Below are 18,129 nucleotides of genomic sequence, written 5' to 3'. Positions count from 1 at the left end.
CCCCAGCCATTAGGACCCATTAGCTCAGCAGGTAGAGCACTTGACTTTTAATCAAGGTGTCCCGCGTTCGAGCCGCGGATGGGTCACCAATTACGGAGGGGTGTCCGAGCGGTTTAAGGAGCTGGTCTTGAAAACCAGTGACTCCGAAAGGGGCCGTGGGTTCGAATCCCACCCCCTCCGCCATATGTGGAGAAGTACTCAAGTAGGCTGAAGAGGACGGTTTGCTAAACCGTTAGGCCGGGAAACTGGTGCGAGGGTTCGAATCCCTCCTTCTCCGCCACATATTACAGGGGTATAGTTCAGTTGGTAGAACAGTGGTCTCCAAAACCACGTGTCGTGGGTTCAAGTCCTGCTACCCCTGCCATTTTTATTATGTAATATCGGGGTGTAGCGCAGTTTGGTAGCGCATCTGGTTTGGGACCAGAGGGCCGCGGGTTCAAATCCTGCCACCCCGACCATGATATGGGCTTATAGCTCAGGTGGTTAGAGCGCACGCCTGATAAGCGTGAGGTCGGAGGTTCGAGTCCTCCTAAGCCCACCATAGATTGGGGCCTTTAGCTCAGTTGGTTAGAGCGTCCGGCTCATAACCGGTAGGTCCGGGGTTCGAGTCCCTGAAGGCCCACCATTCTTGCCCAGATAGCTCAGTCGGTAGAGCAGGGGACTGAAAATCCCCGTGTCGGTGGTTCGATTCCGCCTCTGGGCACCATGGAAAAAAGTGTAGCGATTGATATCGCTACACTTTTTTTGTTATTATTTTAGAAAGATATGCTGGAGCAGCTGACTTGTAAAGGCAATGACTTCTGAGGTTTTTAATTCATTAGAAACTTTAACGGGGATAACATGCTCCCTCAGAGAAAGTTCAGATTTTTGAGGAGTGTAAGCAAAGGCAAAATCAAGGGCTTCTAGAAACAAGTATTTTGCACCTGAGACAAGAGACGCAGCATAAAGAGGGATACACAGCTGAAACTGCTGCTTACTTTGCTCATAACTAAAGCTGTAGCCTTTATCATGGATGATAGTATCCCCAAGGGGTGGACCTGTATAGTTTCCTTCTACATATATTGTATTGGCCTTTATATTCAAACTCGCCACGTTCCAAGTTGTATCCTCACGGGACTTTAGTATGATGGGCATCTGTAGAAGGGCTTGGTCAAGGGAAACCTGGTCAATAATCTGGAGGCAGTGTCCTAGATAATATATATCTTCGTAATTATGGAGCAGTATCTTATTCTTCAGCAGGGGGTTTGGATTTTTTTCATAGGCAGTATATAGTGTAACACTTTCCTTCCCTGAAATGGTGTCCTGACGGTGAATTCCAAGGCTTCGTTCAACAGACTTTAGGCTGCAATCAGCCAGATTGAGATGTTGCTGATATTTTCGGGCGAAGCGCAGCAGATCAAGGCTTTTGCATTTATCTATTTGATAGGAAATGCCAGCCTGGCGGAATCTCTGGTTTAGGAAAGGGATATCAAAAGAATTACCATTATAGCTGACAAAAAGATCATATTGGCTGATTTTTTCAGAGAACCTTTTTAATAGTATAGTTTCATCTTTTCGGCTAGTACAGAAGTATTGTTCGATGACTGGCTGTTTGCCTTGAAAATACATTAGTCCAATAAGGATGACTTTTTCATATTTGGCATTTAGTCCTGTCGTCTCTATATCAAAAACGACAAAATCGTGTTTGTTATAAAAGGATAAGAAATGTTTAGAGAGCGGGAATTTAGCTATTTCTTTATATTGTAGTATTTCCAAAGAATCACCTCATCTATTTTTGTAGATAACTGTTCTCATACTATGATATCCTTTATGTCTGAATAAAATCAAGGAGTTTTTGAGTATAAAGTTTATCTGGCAGAAGATATAAAAATGATGCCCTATAAAATCAACGAGCTTTTAACTGTTTTCCCTTTGCCATGACAAAACAGTTTTTTTGGATCGTGTACAATGAATATAGCAGCAAAGTAGCTGCTATAGAGTGGGAAGATACTATCCAAAGCTTAAAAGAGCAGTTTCATTGGAAGGCCTACGAAGGATATGGGGATAGTTTTTCTGTTTTACTTAAAAAAATTGAAGCACTGAATCAGTTAGAATATAGAAAAAGAATGAAGAGCAGACGCACCACGCTGCTAGGGATATACACCAGGTTATGGAGAATATCCTTAGCTTCATCTCTCACTCCAAATGTATGGACAAATCGTCAATAGAATACTGGTATTAAAGGATAAGTTCGTGAATATAAAATATCCCTCTTTGTCTGTTTTGAATACTATAAATAGAAGGAGGGATTTTTAATGGAATTCTTTAATAAGCTGGGTCAGAAGGTTTCCGAAGGAAGCAGGGTATTATCAGATACCACAGATAAGTTATTGGAAATCGCAGATAACAAGCTTGCGATCAACCGCCTTGAGGCAGAAATCGATGAAATTAAGATGCTGATTGGTGAGCTTGTATTTAAAAACTATTTAGGCAAAAGCGTTCCTCCTGCACTTATTCAAGAAAAATGTGAGGAATTGGAGCGGTTATTTCAAGAAGTTGCCCGTATAAGAGGACGTTTGGTTCAAATGAAAGGAGTAACCTATTGCCGTAGATGCGGTAGTCAGGTAAGAGGTGGCGATAGCAGCTGTCAGACCTGTGGTTATCCGATCGTCTAGGTAAAAAAAGAAAAATTATTCCTCTTGTTAAAAAGAGGAAATTGGAGAATCATGTAGAATTAAATAGATCATAATTAACAAATCTCTATTATATGCAGTAAAGATAAGGATAAAGGATGGTGCAGTGAATGAAACGTATTCATATCAATGAATTGTGCGAAGGCATGATCCTTGGAGAAGATATCGTTGGCAAATATGATATTGTGCTGATCACGAGTGGAACGATTTTGACAGATAAGCACATCGACAGTTTAAAAAAGATTCACCTTAGTTATGTATTTGTTATGGAAACTGAGGACTCAAATGTAGGGGATGATATTCAAAATGACAATATATCTCCCTCTGTTATTATTGTAGATCGCAAGTTGAATATCGAATATCATAAATCTATGAAATCTTTCAAAGATATGTATCATGATTTAGGCTTGGGTAAGAAGATTGAAAAGGAAGTGGTGGACAAATCGGTAACACCGCTGATCGATGAAGTGCTTAGTCATAATAATGTTTTAGGCCGATTAAGACAAATTGAAACGGGGGATGCTTATACATTCAATCATTCGATGGACGTATGCATCTTATCCACCATGATTGGAAAGTGGATGAACTATTCAACGAATGACCTGAATCGTTTGGCTACTGCGGCTTTACTGCATGATGTGGGCAAAGGAAAGATTCCCGCTGAAATCCTAAATAAGCCAGGACCATTAACCGCTGAGGAATTTGAAATAATGAAGAAGCACGCCATCCTTGGCTATGAGATAGTAAAAGGAACAGAAGGAATTGATCATGATATCTGTTGTGGTATTCTTCAGCATCATGAACGAATGAACGGAAGCGGGTATCCATTTGGGATAAAAGGAGACCGTATTCATGAGTTCGCAAAGATAATCGCTGTGGCTGATATATTTGACGCAATGACCTCCAACAGAGTTTACAAAACAAAGGAATCTCCTTTTAAAGTAGCTGAAATATTGGCAGAAAGCAGCTTTGCTTCCCTAGATCCTTATATTGCCAATGTGTTTTTGTCTAACATTTCTAAGTTCTATGTGGGTAATATTGTAAAGCTTAGTACGGGGGAAGTAGGAGAAATTGTACTGCTTAATCAGCAAGTGCCTACAAAGCCGCTGGTAAAGACAGATAAAGGCTTTATTGATTTGTTAAAGCAAAGAGAAATCGAGATTATTGATGTGATTGCATAAAAGAGCAAGGCTTACGCCTTGCTTTATTTTTATTTGTTATATAGTCCACACTCAAAGATTTCTTTTATAATTTTTTGATCCCGGGTTACGCTTAAGGCTAGCATAAGCTTGATTCTTGCTTTTTGACCAGGAAAATTACCACCGAAGATTACACCCAGATTTCTTAACGCTCTACCGGCCCCTTCATAGCCGTAGGTATCTAATACCCTGCCCATAGGGCATCTGGATACCATTACAATGATGACGCCTTTTTGAACGGCGTATTCTATTCCTTCCATCATCATAGGCGGTACATTGCCTCGGCCCATGGCTTCTAAAACTAGTCCCTTGGTGCCTGAATCTACACAAAATTTGATGAGCCTGGAATCCATGCCCACTGCACACTTGATAAGATCAACATTGGGTTCGATGGTGTTAGTTTCGATATGGTGGTGCTTTGTCATATCTCTATAAAAAATAACTTCATCGTTGTCCACAATGCCAAGGGGGCCGAATTCCATAGATTTAAAGGTATCAAGACTAAGGGTGTGGGTTTTCGTAACTTCACTGGCTGCATTCACCTCTGTATTCATTACAACCAAAACGCCTCTGTTTTTTGCATGTTCGGAAATAGCAGTACAAATCGCAGCCGATAAGTTGCTGGGACCATCATAACCCAACTCAGAACTGCTGCGCATAGCACCAACTACAATTACTGGTTTTTCGGTATTAATAGTTAGATCAAGCAGGAAAGCGGTTTCCTCAAGAGAATCCGTACCATGGGTAATGACAACACCAGTGATATCTTCACGAGATACTAAGTCCTTTACAACTTTTGCTAGATCCATCATTCGCTTAGGGGTCATATGGGGACCAGGAATTTGATCAAAATTTACAATTTCTATATCAGAAAATTTGTCTATATTTGTGACCATAGACATGATTTCTTCACTGGATAGTGCTGGAATTGCTGCTGCTATTCTAGGATCAATTTTCATAGAGATTGTCCCACCGGTAAAAACAACAGCCACTTTATGGTTATTGGCCATATTAATTCCTCCTGTTATTTTTTTGTACTACATTTAGCATATTAATTTTTCATTGTGTTGTCAACGATGAATATATAGCAGCATGTTCTGTTATAATGATTAAAGCAAAAGTACTCTTAAATCATCCTATGCTTAAATCACTTATAGGTTACAATGATTTCCTTTTTCTCGATTAGATTCTCGTTCAAATAGATCTCTATCATATAACTCCCTATGTACCAGCCCTTAGCAGGTGCCTGAATCCAGAAATGAGCTGTATCGCTTCCTGAAACATCAACAGAGGTTTCATAGAGCAGCTTTTGATTCTGCGAATGATAAAACCATTTTGCTGTTAATACAGATTGTTTTGGTAGATTTTCAAACCGAAGCAAGCTATGGATTGCTGGAGAATCTATATAAAAAATAGCTGTTGATTCAGCCGGTTGGAAGCTTTCACTTACTTCTTTGCAGGTGATAAGAGGATGTACTCGGATTGCTGCTGCACCAGTTTCATGAACAAGCGGGTGAAAGGCGTTGTATAGAAAATAAGAGAGTGTAATAATAAAAAAGATGGATAGGATGAACTGATTTTTTTTAGAATGAAACATAATATTTGCTCCTCCCAAATGATACTGGTTGACAATTTTAAATGGTCTTTTTTATATCATATTCCTGAGCAGGAGTAAATATTATGAAAACCAACAAAAATACCAGTCCTCGGGGACCGGTATTTTTGTTGGTTTACGTTCAAAAGGGGTATTGGGAATAGAGATTATATTATAGAGGTTACCAGGGGGATAACCACTAAACAAATTATAACAAAATACGACATGGTTGACAATATATTTATAAAAAAAATTTATAAAAAAGTTTTTATAAATATATGAATTTAATGGGGTGTGAATTGTCAAATAAGTTGAAATATCTATTTAATTTCGTATCCTTTTTATATTATAATAAAGTAGTAAATGATTTGGATAGGAGTGAGATTATTGAATCGGGAAAGTATTGAAAAAACCTTGAAAAGCCTCCAAAAAAATCGGATCAATGCAGTTTACTATGATACAGTAGATGAGGCAAAAGAATACATACTCAAATCGGTAACAAAAGAGCAATCTATAGGAATCGGAGGTTCAATTACGATTCAGGATATGAATCTACATCAGAGCCTAATGGAGCAGGGAAATAAGGTATCATGGCACTGGTTGGAAACGACACCGGAGGGAAAAAAGGCAGCCTTGGAGAAGGCAGGAAAAGCGGATGTTTATTTGACAAGTGCCAATGCCATTACATTAACAGGGGAAATTATTAATGTAGACGGTGTTGGAAATCGGGTTGCTTCCATGATCTATGGCCCTAAAAAAGTCATAATCCTGTGTGGCATCAATAAAATATGCAATGATATGGTAGATGCATTGGACAGGCTGCGTAAACAAGCATCTCCTCCAAATGCCCAGCGGTTAAACCGTAAAACTCCCTGTGCTGTTACTGGCGAGTGTACCGATTGTGATTCACCGGAAAGAATCTGTAATGTAACAACGATTATTCATAAAAAACCAATGCAGACAGATATGGAAGTCGTTCTAATCGGAGAAAGCCTAGGATATTAGTAAAAATGATGCACCTTTGGTGCATTATTTTTTTTACTTATAGGAAAAGCTACAATTGTAATAGCACTTTATATAAGGAACAGCTTTACAAAAAAAAATAGTTAATATACAATATCTTAGATACAGGAAAAAATTGATGTATTGGAGAGAAGCAGAATGGAAGCATATTTTGATAATAGCGCCACAACAAAGCCAAGTGATGAAGTAGTAAAAGCAATGCTGGAGGCGTTAACGATATATTATGGCAATCCCTCCTCCCTCCACCGAAAGGGCGTAGCTGTAGAGAAACTGATCAAAACTTCTAGAAAACAGTTAGCAAAAGCATTGGGGGTAAAGGACGAAGAAATCATATTTACTTCAGGAGGCACAGAGTCAAACAATGCTGCAATACTTGGGACGGTTGCAGCCAAAAAAAGGAAGGGCAATAAGATCATTACCACCCGTATAGAGCATCCATCGGTACTGAATGTTTTTAAGAGTCTGGAAGCAAAAGAATATGAGGTAGTTTATCTGGATGTAAACAGAGAAGGGAAGATTGATCTGAATCAGCTTGAACAGGAACTAGATGCACAGACGATCTTGCTGAGCATCATGCATGTAAATAATGAAGTAGGAACCCTTCAGCCCATAGGAGAAGTCCGGAAGATGCTGGAACGATCAAACAGCAAGGCAATTTTTCATGTAGATGCAGTACAATCTTTTGGAAAATTGAGATTTAATCCGGCTAAATTAGGAATAGATCTGCTTTCTATCAGTGGTCATAAGGTTCATGGACCAAAGGGGATTGGTGCACTTTACGTTAAAAAAGACTTACAGCTGACACCAATTGCCTACGGAGGAGGGCAGGAGATCGGTATACGGCCGGGCACAGAAAATGTTCCCGGAATTCTGGGACTTGGTGCAGCTGCCTCAACCATAGAAGAGAAAATTGAGGTACATATCTCTAAAATGGATACCTTAAGGAATCGGCTAAAAGAAGGCATATTGAGTGAAATTCAGGATGTAATCATTAATGGCAGTATAAACAATGAAAGTGCTCCTCATATTCTTAATGTAAGTTTCTTTGGGATTAGAGGTGAGGTACTGCTGCATATGCTGGAGCAGGATAATATCTATGTGTCTACAGGTTCTGCCTGCTCCTCAAAGAAGAGCAGCCAAAGTCATGTATTAAAAGCAATGGGTTTAACGGATCAAGAAATTGAGGGTGCTGTCCGTTTCAGCTTCTCTTATGAAAATACAATAGAAGAAGTGGATTATGGGTTGAGTCGATTGAAAAAACATGTACAAGAACTAAGAAAGATTATGAAGAGGTGATGATATGAAAAAGGTACTAATTATAAGATATGGAGAAATTGCTTTGAAAGGTTTAAATAAATCTTATTTTGAAGATAAATTACTGCGTCATATCGAAGCAAACCTTAGAATTTTAGGCAAGGTAAGAGTACGCAAATCAAATGGGATGGTTTTTGCAGACATTGATGGAGTAGATGAGGAAGCGGCCATTGTTCAGGTAACAAAGGTGTTTGGCGTAGTGTCTGTAAGTCCTGCTTATGCCTTCGAGGTAGATATGGATCAAATTTATCGCGTAGCTTTAGAGCACACTCTAGAGCGGCTTCAGGAGGAAAATATTAAAACCTTTAAGGTAGACAGCAGAAGAGGGGATAAGCGATTTCCTTTGAACTCCCTGGAGATTGCCAGAGAAGTAGGAGGGTATATATTATCTAAGGTAAATGGACTAAAAGTAGATGTTCATCAGCCGGATTTGACTATTCACGTTGAGGTAAGGGATCGGGCTTATGTTTTCTCAAAGCGTATACAAGGCTTAGGAGGACTGCCTTTAGGTACTAATGGTAAAGCCATGCTATTGCTTTCCGGTGGTATTGACAGTCCTGTGGCAGGATGGATGGTGGCAAAACGAGGCGTAGTAATCGAAGCGGTTCATTATCATAGCTACCCATTTACCAGCGAGAGGGCGAAGGAAAAGGTTATTGATTTGGCTAGAATCTTGGCCCAATATTGTGGTAAGATTCGAATGCATAATATTAATCTGCTGCCGATCCAGAAAGAGATCAATGAGAAATGTCCGCCTGAAGAAATGACCATACTTTCCAGGAGATTTATGATGAAAATTGCAGAGAGGCTAGCCCAAAAGGAGGGCTGTGATGGACTGATTACGGGGGAAAGCATTGGGCAGGTTGCCAGTCAGACAGTACAAGGGCTGACAGTAACAAATGCCGCAGTTACAATGCCTGTATTTCGCCCTCTGATTGCTACAGATAAGACGGATATTGTAGAATTGGCGAGAAAAATTGGTACCTTTGAAACCTCTATTCTACCTTTTGAGGATTGCTGTACGGTCTTTTTACCAAAACGACCTGTAACCAAACCAAAACTGGAAAGAATTTTGTTATCAGAGAATAAACTGGATGTAGAAGCACTTATTCAAGAAGCTTTAGAAAATGTTGAAGTACTTGAAATAGACCAGGAAAGTTAGAAGATGCATATCATATAAAGGGGGAAAAAGTATGGGTAAGTTTTTGATGCGATGGTTTGTCAGTGCATTATCCATTTATATCACGGCAAAGCTTTTTAGCAATGTCTATGTTGCAGACTTCGGTACAGCTATGATTGCTGCGGTGATTTTAGGCGGCGCCAATATGATTATTAAACCGATCATTTTTCTGCTTACACTGCCGATTACGATACTAACCTTAGGACTATTTACTTTTGTTGTGAATGGTATTGTGTTAAAGCTGACAGCAGCATTTGTTGGAGGATTTGCAGTAAGTGGTTTTTTTGGAGCCATACTGGCTGCTATCGTATTAAGTATTCTGCATATGATTTTGAGCGGTATGTTCGGTATAGAGAAAGATTAGATTGGTGTCATAACCAATCTTTTTTTATATTAGACAAAAGAAGCTAATTTTCATCAAAGGAAAATATTGACTGGTGCAAGAATATATAGAAGGACAAGGAATAGAGGGGGGATTATATTGCATTTAAATTTTGAAGTCATCAACAATACTTTAGTTGTTCGGATTGATGGGGAATTGGATCATCATACAGCAGAAGAAATTCGTGAGGATATCGATAGAAAAATTGATCAACACAGCGTAAAAAATCTGCTGCTTGATTTACAGGGTATGCACTTTATGGATAGTTCAGGAATTGGGTTAGTTATTGGACGCTATAAGCGCCTAAACAAAGTAGGCGGACAAGTTGCCGTAGTCCATATGAATAACCGGATCGAAAGGATTTTTAAAATGTCAGGATTATTAAATATTGTAAAAAAGTATGATACAAAACAGCAGGCAATTGAGAACTTATAAAGGGGTGAGGATATTGACAAATACAAATCACATGAGATTAGAATTTATGAGTAAGTCACAGAATGAAGCATTTGCCAGGGTTGTTGTTGCTTCATTTGCATCTCAGCTGGACCCGACCATTGAAGAACTGGCAGATATTAAGACAGCGGTTTCAGAAGCTGTGACCAATGCGATTATTCATGGCTATGAAGATCAAAAAGGCACTGTATTAATAGAATGCAGCATAAAGGATAATGAAATAGAAATAATAGTGGAGGATCATGGAAAAGGGATAGAAGATATTGAACAGGCTAGATTGCCCCTATATACATCAAAACCTGAATTAGAGCGGTCAGGCATGGGTTTTACCGTTATGGAAACCTTTATGGATACGGTAGAAGTAACCTCCGAGCAGGGCGTAGGTACAAGAGTACGTATGGTTAAGAAGTTTGAAAGTCGATAATACGAGAGGTAGATGATATGAATATGACCGCGTTATCTGATGACAACAATGAAATCTTAACCCATGAGGAAACTATAGCATTGATCAAAAGAGTTCAAGCGGGGGACAGGCATGCCCAGGATATCCTAGTAAGTCATAACTTGGGGCTGGTAAGGAGTGTTTTGAAGCGCTTTGCTAACCGAGGATATGAACGGGATGATTTATATCAGCTGGGATGTATTGGACTTGTGAAGGCCATAGAGAAATTTGATTTATCCTATGATGTGCGATTTTCAACTTACGCTGTGCCAATGATCATCGGAGAGATCAAAAGATTTTTAAGGGATGATGGAATGATTAAAGTCAGCCGATCCCTAAAACAAACAGCTGGAAAAGTTAAATCTGTAAAGGAAACCTTGTTCAAGCAGTTAGGGAGAGAGCCGACCCTACAGGAGATCTCCGATGAGTTGAATATACCAAAGGAAGATATTGTAATGGCCTTAGATTCCAATATCCATCCTGATTATTTATATGATGTAATTCATCAGGATGACGGGTCACCGGTACATCTGATCGATAAAATCAGTGAATCTAATGTAGAAGACGACAGTGAGGTCATTGACCGCTTAGCGCTGAGAGAGGTATTATCGAAGCTGAAACCAAGAGAAAGACAGATTATTGTTCTTCGCTACTTCAAAGATAAGACTCAAAGCGAGATTGCAGAAATACTTGGAATTTCTCAGGTTCAAGTATCTAGAATTGAAAAAAAGCTTCTACAGCAAATGAAAGATTTGCTTGCAAAGACATGACTTTTTGGCATGTCTTTATTTTTTTATCATCTTAGCGGGAGACTTTTGATAGGGAAAAATGAGAATGAAGGACAATAGAATGGAGAATACTAAGATCAAAGAATGAGAGAGGTGATTCAATGCAGATTCAGAATAAAAGTGTCCTTGCCCTAATGACTACACTGGTCTTGATTGCCGTGGCTGCATGGTTTTTTATGAACTACAAATCAAATACCCAAAAATTTACAAGGGCTAAGCTTGTATATGAATCATTTCAGAAGCAGGGGTTACAAAGGATGTGATTTGGGTGGAACAGCGATCAATCTATATCCAGGTAAGAGATGGTTTTACAGCTAAAGAAGGCAATGTCATCCGGATAGGAGATCTTGCGACCCTACTGATGCAGGACAGAGAAGAAATGGAGGCTTTGATAAATCTACCTGTACTGAGAGCAGAAAAAAAGGCACCCAGCTATATTGTTGTCTCTATTCTTACAATCATAGAGAAAATCAAAGAAAAGTATGGCAATGCTGAAGTTTATCCCGTTGGAAATTCGGAAATACTGGTCACTGTTGAAAGGGAAAGAAAGCCAGCCAGTAAGAGCTGGCTGTATACTAAGATCGCAGTTGTAAGCTTTACCCTATTCATTGGGACGGGATTAGCCATTATGAATTTTCATGCGGACGTGAATATGGCGGAAGCTCACCGGCAGATTTACACTATGATCACAGGCATCAAGACCAATAGGCCGCTGATTCTTCAAGTTCCATATTCATTAGGAATCGGAGTCGGAATGGCCCTATTTTTTAACCATATCGTGCCAAAGAAGGTGAGAGATGAGCCAAGTCCAATGGAAATCGAAATGTATTCCTATAAAAAAGGTGTTAATGACTACATTCTAAATAACACAAAAAATACCGAGGAGAATATCCGGTCGTGAGTGAGGAAAATACCTATGTACAAATTGGTTGCAGGATTAATAGGCTTTTCCGAAGGCATCGTTGTAGGAAGTGCCATTGTAGCTTTTATTACCCTATTAGATATAATTCCTAGACTTACTCAGCTAACGGAGACAGAAGGCTGCATAAAGATTTATGAGCGAACAATGATGCTATCTGCCCCCCTGATTTCTTTGGCTGGCTTTTTTGACTTTTATATCCTGGGGCCTAAATTCATGGCTGGATTGGCTGGGTTATTTATGGGAGTATTTGTAGGTCTAACAGCAGCAGCTTTAGCTGAGGTAACTAATGTAATGCCTGTAGCAGCCAGCAGATTTCAACTAGAAGATCATATGGGCTTTATCTTGGCTGCCATTGTTTGCGGCAAGGTTTTCGGATCACTCATTTATTGGATGGTGCTGAATCACTAGAAAGGATGAATCCCATGAAAAAGGAATATTATGAACAAAAACTTCAATCCCCAGTCCTACTGGATACTATAGATGAGAAAAAGAAAATTCATGAATTTGAACCGTTAACGTTTGGAGGTAACGTTGTAGATGGAAATATCCATAAAGGAGCAACCCATATCCGCTAAGCAGAAGAAATTAAAAGCAGATAAAACATATTAAGAGGTGCATTACTTTGCAAAACAAAAAAATACAGCGAATCAATAAGCAAATGGAATATAATGCATATGTGAAACAGAAGATTCCTAAGCCTAATTATATAAAGAATTGCTTTTGGGCTTTTATTGTCGGAGGAGGTATTTCTGCTGTTGGTCAGGGAATTCATAATATTTTCAAAGAAACAGGGTTTAATCGGGAAGATGCAGCCACGATCACAGCAATAATCCTGATTTTTTTTGGTGCATTTCTCACAGGCTTAGGAGTCTATGATCGAATCGGAAAAAGTGCAGGGGCAGGTTCTATTGTCCCGATTACAGGCTTTGCAAATTCTATTGTTTCACCAGCTATGGAATTCAAGCGGGAAGGCTTTATATTTGGTGTAGGAGGAAAGATGTTCGCTTTAGCCGGTCCTGTTTTGGTCTATGGCTTTAGTTCATCTGTAATCGTAGGATTACTTTATTATTTTTTCAGGAGATAAGGAAGTGAAGATGTGGCAAGGAAAAAAATCGGAAAGCAAACTGTAAAGCTTCAACAGCCTCCAAGTATTGTCTCAACGGCTTCGACGGTAGGTCCAAAAGAAGGAAAGGGCCCCCTGAGTCATTATTTTGATATTATTCTAACTGATGACTTGTATGGAGAAAACAGCTGGGAGCTTGCTGAAAGTAAAATGCTTCGGGAGACCATTCGGGCAGCAATACAAAGGGCAGATAAAAATATTGTGGATATAGAGTATTTGCTCTCTGGAGATTTGTTGAATCAACTGATGGCAGCGTCCTTTGCAGCCAGGGATCTGGATATCCCTTTCTTTGGTTTATATGGAGCCTGTTCAACGATGTCCGAATCTTTGAGTCTAGGGGCTATGCTGATTGATGGAGGATATGCAAATCACGTAGCTGCTGCTACCTCCAGTCACTTTAGTTCTGCGGAGCGGCAATTTCGCTTTCCCCTGGAGTTGGGAAATCAGAGGCCTCTTACAGCCCAGTGGACAGTAACAGGGGCAGGAGCGGCGATATTAGCAGCCAGAGGCGATGGACCTTACATTAGTCATGTAACCACAGGCAAAGTCATTGACCTAGGCATCAAAGATGCAAATAATATGGGAGCGGCCATGGCACCTGCAGCTGCAAATACCATGGTTGCACATTTTGAAGATACAGGGTTTATGCCGGAGGATTATGATTTGATAGCCACCGGTGATTTGGGGGCTATTGGCAAAGAGATCGCTGAAGAGATTGTCTTTGACAAGGGATATAATATCTCAAAAGTATTTAATGATTGCGGCTTGTTAATCTTTGACAATAGGGTTCAGGATACCCATGCCGGCGGCAGTGGATGCGGCTGTTCAGCATCTGTCTTTTGCGGATATATTTATAAAGAGATGATGGAAGGACGGCTAAATAAGGTTTTGCTAATCTCTACCGGGGCACTGCTTTCTTCTACCAGCGCATTGCAGGGACAGTCGATTCCTTGTATTGCTCATGCAGTGACGATTACCAATATACTAAAGCATTAGGAGGAATCTTCTATGGACTATTTGAGGGCTTTTCTCGTAGGCGGAATCATATGTGTGATTGGTCAGCTGTTAATGGATGGAACAAAACTGACACCTGCCCATGTTTTGGTATTATTTGTAACCTTAGGAGTTTTTTTAACAGCTATTGGAGTATATGACCCTATTGTAGATTTTGGCGGTGCAGGTGCTACCGTACCGTTGCCTGGTTTTGGGTACGCCCTTGCGAAGGGTGCCATAAAGGGAGTAAAGACATCAGGGCTCTTGGGAGCTTTTACAGGCGGGGTATCAGCAACTTCAGGAGGTGTGGCAGCCGCCATAGTATTTGGATATGCAATGGCAGTACTGTTTACACCAAAATCAAAACAGTAAGCCTTGGGAAAGGAATTAGATTATGACAGAAAAAAGAAAAGTAATTTTAGTAACCGACGGAGACTCTATCGCTCAGAGAGCAGTAGAAACTGCAGTAGCCAATATTGGTGCACGCTGTATATCCCGTTCAGGCGGCAATCCTACACCCATGAGTGGTATTGAAATTGTTGAGCTTATTAAAACAGCCAAATATGATCCTGTAGTAGTAATGGTAGATGATAAGGGATCCTCTAGAACAGCTCAGGGAGAATGGGCCTTATATGAGATTGTCAATCATCCCGATATAGAAATATTAGGTGTTATTGCAGTTGCCTCCAATACACAGGGGGTAAACGGTATAAAAGTGGATTTTTCTGTTACAAAGGATGGAAAACTCATCAGGGGATCAGTAGATAAAGACGGATTGCCGCGCAGCGGGAATGTGATCTATGGGGATACGGTAGATATTATTGAAAAGTGTGATGTTCCGCTAATTGTTGGGATTGGCGATATTGGCAAGATGCAGGGTAATGATAACTGTGAAATGGGGGCACCGATCCTTACAAGAGCTATGGAAGAGATACTAAAAAGAAGCGGATATAAGACAAAACAGGAAACATGATGGGAAGATAGCTCCAATATAAAGGAAAAAGGCCAAAGCTGGCCTTTTTCCTTTATATTTTAAAATATTAATTTGCAGGTTGTGGATCTTCTGTGAGATTATTTAAATCCAAGTTAGGAATCGAATCAATGATTCCCGGTACAGGTACAGTTGGAGAGCCATCTATAGGCGTACCCTGATTAAAGTGGCTATGCACATCACACTCGGCTGTAGGGACTTCATAAGGGAAATCCCTTGGAACAATGCCGTTATTGGCTGAAGGGTTATAGGGAATAGGCCTTCTTACAAATACACGCCTCTCAATAAGTGTGGGCGGACAATAAGGTGTTGCCAGCTTACCTGTAGATGTGTCGATTTCTACCTCCACATGGAGATCGTCAAATTCTTTTGGTTCTGTACCTTTTACAAACAACTCTGTACGAACCTGGCTGCCTCTAGGATCTCGTTGGCTTAATTCTGTAGGGAGCTTTCCAGATATTTTATCTATCTGAACGGATATCACATTCTGCGGCTTTTCAAAGTTTTTCGGAGGAAGTCCCTGATGAACCTGTGCCATCACAGTTTTCCAAAGCTGGGCACTCATGGCACTGCCGCTGGCTAACTCGATTTGCACGTCATTTCCAATCCAAACTGCCCCGACATAATAGGGGGTATAGCCTACAAACCAAGCATCGTAATTATCGGAGGTAGTTCCGGTTTTACCTGCTACAGGAATATTCGCGTTGCCTTGATCCAATTTGGCTCTTTGGCCGGTTCCTGCGGTTACGACGCTGCGCATCATGTCAGTAATGATATAGGCAACCTCAGGGCTTACAACACGGTTTTTATAGCCCCCGTTTTCTAGAATTAGGTTTCCTTCCCGATCTGTAATTTTAATAAAGGACTTTGGCTTCACGTACACGCCCTGATTTGCCAGGGAACCATAGGCTGCTGTCATTTCCAAAGGACTGATTCCTCTCGTCATACCGCCTAAGGCCATGGCTGCAAGGTTTAGATCGTTAGTCCCGCCTTTTTCATCTATTGTGGTAATACCCATTTTCTTCAGATATTCAACGGAGGTATTTACCCCAACCCGCTCTGCAACTTTTACAGCCATAACGTTCATAGACCATTGTACACCTTCACGAAGATTTGAAAGTCCCCAAAAAGCGTTATAGTAGTTCTTAGGCCACATTCGCCCGCTATGATCATAGTTGGGAACGTCATCTACTATATCAGCAGCTGTCCATCCATTGTCCAGAGCCGGAGTATAAACCGATAGAGGTTTGATGGAAGAACCAGGCTGTCTTGGGTTGGTTGCACGGTTGTAAAGCTTTCTGCCCCTAATATCACGACCGCCTACCAGGGCTTTAATTTCGCCTGAGCGATAATCCATAATCACCATGGAGGACTGAGGTTGGATAACACCTCTATCACTCATAGAATAATTGTCTTTTGAAATCAAAAGATTGCCATTGCTGTCTTTTTGAAAAAATTGTGGATTAGCGTCTAAAAACTCCTTGCTTACAACCAGATTCTTTTGCTCATCATATTGCTTGTGCTGGGCAGGAATTCTAACAGCTCCACCCTTAAGCATGAGATACTCTTTTGCTGCATTTTGAATATAGATATCCTTTGCCAGTACTTGAATGCCTTTTACCTCGCCATTTTCGTACAATGGCTCAAAGGACAGCCGTTTTCCTTTTAATAAAACCAGATTGCCTGCAGTATCATATTTATAGTCGTTTTTAGGTATCATAAGTTCTTCTTTATCGTTAATGAGGTTTTCTTTTTTATACATTAGGATGGCTTTGCTGTTATTGTTAATTAGGTTTCCCGCCCCATCCTTTTTAGCAACCAGACTAGGGAAATTTTTACTGTCTTGATATGCATTTTCCAGGGACTTTTGTATTTTTAAATCCATTGTACTATAAATCCTGAGTCCCTGATTGTAAAGCATGTCGAGAGCTTCTTCGTCGGTTTTACCCAATTCCTTTTTTAAGGCCTCTATAACATCCTGCTTTACCAAGTCTACGAAGAATGAAGAAATGCCTTGATTTTGTTGTTTCCCCGGCTTCAATCGGGGCTTCATGTCCTCATTGATCGCCTGATTGTACTCTTCTTCCGTAATCATATTTTTATTTTTCATAATACGCAGTACCAATTGCTGTCGGTCTTTATAGCGATCGTCGTAGACAATCGTGTAAATCTCGTCGCTGTCGTCTACAATATAGTGTTTTTCAGGATCAACATCTTCTTTCCGAAGGGTTTTCAGCGGAGAATATTTAGATGGGTGTTGCGTTAATCCTGCTATCAGTGCACATTCCGCTAAATCTAATTCACTTACATCCTTAGAGAAGAAGGTAAAGGCGGCTGCCTGTACACCATTAGCACCACCGCCAAAATGAGCGGTATTCATGTAAGCTTCAAAAATTTGTTCTTTTCGTAAATGCTTCTCCAGCTGGAAGGCATAATAGGCCTCTTTGATCTTACGTGTATAGGTTTTGTCATGGGTCAGATAAAGGTTTTTCGCCAACTGCTGTGTAATGGTACTACCGCCTGAAACTGGGTTCCCGCCGGCTTTTACAACATCAATAGCAGATTTTATAATTCTTTTCGGATTGATGCCCTTATGGTTAAAAAACTCTTGGTCTTCAATGGCAATGAAAGCATCCTTCAGATTTTGCGGGATGGCATCATATTTTACAATCGTTCTTGTACCGTCACTTCTTTCCACTTTTTCAATTAGATTCCCCTCTTTATCCAGAATAAAGGAGTTCTCATCCAGTATGGTGTAGATTTTTGATGGATCAATGGGTTTTGTTGATTTTAATGTAGCCACTACCAGGCCGCCAACAGCACCTGCACCGATAAAACCAAGCAACAATATAATCAATATGAGTATTTTTATAATACTAAATCTTCGTTTCTTTTTGGTATTTTTCTTTTTTCGTTCTGTATTTTCAGTCAAAATAAATCCCTCCTAATAATATGAAAAAGGAAAAAAGCATGCTTAAGAACACAGCTTTAGACCATTATACCATATTAAAAGAGGGATGTTAATAAATAAGCAGATAATCCCACTGCCAAGT

Annotated in this window: 20 protein-coding genes and 8 tRNA genes; 24 read left to right on the top strand and 4 right to left on the bottom strand. The window is 40.1% G+C overall.

Annotated elements, in window-relative coordinates; genetic code table 11:
• Window positions 1–13: 13 nt before the first annotated feature.
• From BUB56_RS08910 to BUB56_RS08875, 8 genes are all read left to right on the top strand, one after another.
• Window positions 14–89, top strand: a tRNA-Lys gene (locus BUB56_RS08910).
• Between the two features lie 5 nt (window positions 90–94).
• Window positions 95–183: transfer RNA gene (locus BUB56_RS08905), tRNA-Ser, on the top strand.
• Between the two features lie 5 nt (window positions 184–188).
• Window positions 189–280 (top strand) — tRNA-Ser (locus tag BUB56_RS08900).
• Window positions 281–288: 8 nt separating this feature from the next.
• A tRNA-Trp gene (locus BUB56_RS08895) sits at window positions 289–364 on the top strand.
• 17 nt (window positions 365–381) lie between these two features.
• Window positions 382–458 (top strand) — tRNA-Pro (locus BUB56_RS08890).
• Window positions 459–464: 6 nt separating this feature from the next.
• Window positions 465–541: transfer RNA gene (locus BUB56_RS08885), tRNA-Ile, on the top strand.
• Window positions 542–548: 7 nt separating this feature from the next.
• A tRNA-Ile gene (locus BUB56_RS08880) sits at window positions 549–625 on the top strand.
• A 5-nt stretch (window positions 626–630) separates the two neighbouring features.
• A tRNA-Phe gene (locus BUB56_RS08875) sits at window positions 631–706 on the top strand.
• A 44-nt stretch (window positions 707–750) separates the two neighbouring features.
• Here the strand turns inward: BUB56_RS08875 and BUB56_RS08870 are convergent.
• The gene (locus BUB56_RS08870) at window positions 751–1,755 is read right to left on the bottom strand and encodes a ribonuclease H-like domain-containing protein (protein ID WP_110940959.1); all 1,005 of its coding nucleotides are present in this window, start codon (window positions 1,753–1,755) and stop codon (window positions 751–753) included.
• A gap of 539 nt (window positions 1,756–2,294) precedes the next feature.
• Here BUB56_RS08870 and BUB56_RS08865 point away from each other — a divergent pair.
• Together BUB56_RS08865 and BUB56_RS08860 are read left to right on the top strand one after the other, a co-directional pair.
• Window positions 2,295–2,654, top strand: coding sequence for a hypothetical protein (locus tag BUB56_RS08865; protein ID WP_110940958.1), 360 nt, complete (start codon window positions 2,295–2,297; stop codon window positions 2,652–2,654).
• A 128-nt stretch (window positions 2,655–2,782) separates the two neighbouring features.
• Window positions 2,783–3,853 carry an HD-GYP domain-containing protein gene (locus tag BUB56_RS08860; RefSeq protein ID WP_110940957.1) on the top strand — a complete coding sequence of 357 codons (1,071 nt, stop codon included), beginning with the start codon at window positions 2,783–2,785 and terminating at the stop codon, window positions 3,851–3,853.
• 29 nt (window positions 3,854–3,882) lie between these two features.
• Here the strand turns inward: BUB56_RS08860 and BUB56_RS08855 are convergent, their stop codons facing one another.
• Together BUB56_RS08855 and BUB56_RS08850 are read right to left on the bottom strand one after the other, a co-directional pair.
• Window positions 3,883–4,881 (bottom strand): asparaginase, encoded by a 999-nt coding sequence (locus BUB56_RS08855; protein WP_110940956.1) that lies wholly within the window; start codon window positions 4,879–4,881, stop codon window positions 3,883–3,885.
• 137 nt (window positions 4,882–5,018) lie between these two features.
• Window positions 5,019–5,468: a hypothetical protein gene (locus tag BUB56_RS08850; RefSeq protein ID WP_110940955.1), complete on the bottom strand. Its 450-nt coding sequence runs from the start codon at window positions 5,466–5,468 to the stop codon at window positions 5,019–5,021.
• A 384-nt stretch (window positions 5,469–5,852) separates the two neighbouring features.
• Between BUB56_RS08850 and BUB56_RS08845 the strand changes: the two genes are divergently transcribed.
• The 14 genes from BUB56_RS08845 (at window position 5,853) to BUB56_RS08785 (ending at window position 15,058) form a co-directional block, all read left to right on the top strand.
• Window positions 5,853–6,470 (top strand): lactate utilization protein, encoded by a 618-nt coding sequence (locus tag BUB56_RS08845; RefSeq protein WP_242946266.1) that lies wholly within the window; start codon window positions 5,853–5,855, stop codon window positions 6,468–6,470.
• A 156-nt stretch (window positions 6,471–6,626) separates the two neighbouring features.
• Entirely contained in the window at window positions 6,627–7,784 is a 1,158-nt protein-coding gene (locus BUB56_RS08840; RefSeq protein ID WP_110940953.1) for a cysteine desulfurase family protein, read from the top strand.
• Between the two features lie 4 nt (window positions 7,785–7,788).
• A complete protein-coding gene (gene thiI, locus BUB56_RS08835) occupies window positions 7,789–8,964 on the top strand; it encodes a tRNA uracil 4-sulfurtransferase ThiI (RefSeq protein ID WP_110940952.1) in 1,176 nt (391 codons plus the stop codon).
• A 31-nt stretch (window positions 8,965–8,995) separates the two neighbouring features.
• Window positions 8,996–9,346: a phage holin family protein gene (locus tag BUB56_RS08830; RefSeq protein WP_110940951.1), complete on the top strand. Its 351-nt coding sequence runs from the start codon at window positions 8,996–8,998 to the stop codon at window positions 9,344–9,346.
• A 117-nt stretch (window positions 9,347–9,463) separates the two neighbouring features.
• The gene (gene spoIIAA / locus BUB56_RS08825; protein ID WP_110940950.1) at window positions 9,464–9,799 is read left to right on the top strand and encodes an anti-sigma F factor antagonist; all 336 of its coding nucleotides are present in this window, start codon (window positions 9,464–9,466) and stop codon (window positions 9,797–9,799) included.
• A 31-nt stretch (window positions 9,800–9,830) separates the two neighbouring features.
• The gene (gene spoIIAB, locus BUB56_RS08820; protein WP_110940967.1) at window positions 9,831–10,241 is read left to right on the top strand and encodes an anti-sigma F factor; all 411 of its coding nucleotides are present in this window, start codon (window positions 9,831–9,833) and stop codon (window positions 10,239–10,241) included.
• A gap of 17 nt (window positions 10,242–10,258) precedes the next feature.
• Window positions 10,259–11,029, top strand: a complete 771-nt coding sequence (gene sigF / locus BUB56_RS08815; protein WP_110940949.1) for an RNA polymerase sporulation sigma factor SigF — start codon at window positions 10,259–10,261, stop codon at window positions 11,027–11,029.
• Window positions 11,030–11,315: 286 nt separating this feature from the next.
• Window positions 11,316–11,948 (top strand): stage V sporulation protein AA, encoded by a 633-nt coding sequence (locus BUB56_RS08810; RefSeq protein ID WP_190014344.1) that lies wholly within the window; start codon window positions 11,316–11,318, stop codon window positions 11,946–11,948.
• Between the two features lie 15 nt (window positions 11,949–11,963).
• Window positions 11,964–12,377, top strand: coding sequence for a stage V sporulation protein AB (locus BUB56_RS08805; RefSeq protein ID WP_110940947.1), 414 nt, complete (start codon window positions 11,964–11,966; stop codon window positions 12,375–12,377).
• A 14-nt stretch (window positions 12,378–12,391) separates the two neighbouring features.
• Complete coding sequence (locus tag BUB56_RS19380; protein WP_190014343.1) at window positions 12,392–12,544, top strand: hypothetical protein; 153 nt, start codon at window positions 12,392–12,394, stop codon at window positions 12,542–12,544.
• A gap of 47 nt (window positions 12,545–12,591) precedes the next feature.
• Window positions 12,592–13,053: a stage V sporulation protein AC gene (spoVAC, locus tag BUB56_RS08800; protein WP_330392592.1), complete on the top strand. Its 462-nt coding sequence runs from the start codon at window positions 12,592–12,594 to the stop codon at window positions 13,051–13,053.
• Between the two features lie 12 nt (window positions 13,054–13,065).
• On the top strand, window positions 13,066–14,088 hold the full coding sequence (spoVAD, locus tag BUB56_RS08795) for a stage V sporulation protein AD (protein WP_110940946.1): 1,023 nt from the start codon (window positions 13,066–13,068) through the stop codon (window positions 14,086–14,088).
• A 12-nt stretch (window positions 14,089–14,100) separates the two neighbouring features.
• The gene (spoVAE, locus tag BUB56_RS08790) at window positions 14,101–14,457 is read left to right on the top strand and encodes a stage V sporulation protein AE (RefSeq protein ID WP_110940945.1); all 357 of its coding nucleotides are present in this window, start codon (window positions 14,101–14,103) and stop codon (window positions 14,455–14,457) included.
• A 22-nt stretch (window positions 14,458–14,479) separates the two neighbouring features.
• Window positions 14,480–15,058, top strand: a complete 579-nt coding sequence (locus BUB56_RS08785) for a stage V sporulation protein SpoVABEA (RefSeq protein WP_110940944.1) — start codon at window positions 14,480–14,482, stop codon at window positions 15,056–15,058.
• Between the two features lie 67 nt (window positions 15,059–15,125).
• Here BUB56_RS08785 and BUB56_RS08780 read toward each other — a convergent pair whose 3' ends face one another.
• Window positions 15,126–18,008, bottom strand: coding sequence for a penicillin-binding protein 1A (locus BUB56_RS08780; RefSeq protein WP_190014341.1), 2,883 nt, complete (start codon window positions 18,006–18,008; stop codon window positions 15,126–15,128).
• Window positions 18,009–18,129: the final 121 nt, after the last annotated feature.

Source organism: Geosporobacter subterraneus DSM 17957 (genome assembly GCF_900142145.1).
Taxonomy (GTDB): Bacteria; Bacillota; Clostridia; order Peptostreptococcales; family Thermotaleaceae; genus Geosporobacter; species Geosporobacter subterraneus.
Note: the sequence above shows the minus strand (reverse complement) of the source record. Positions and strands in the feature narration are given on the sequence as shown.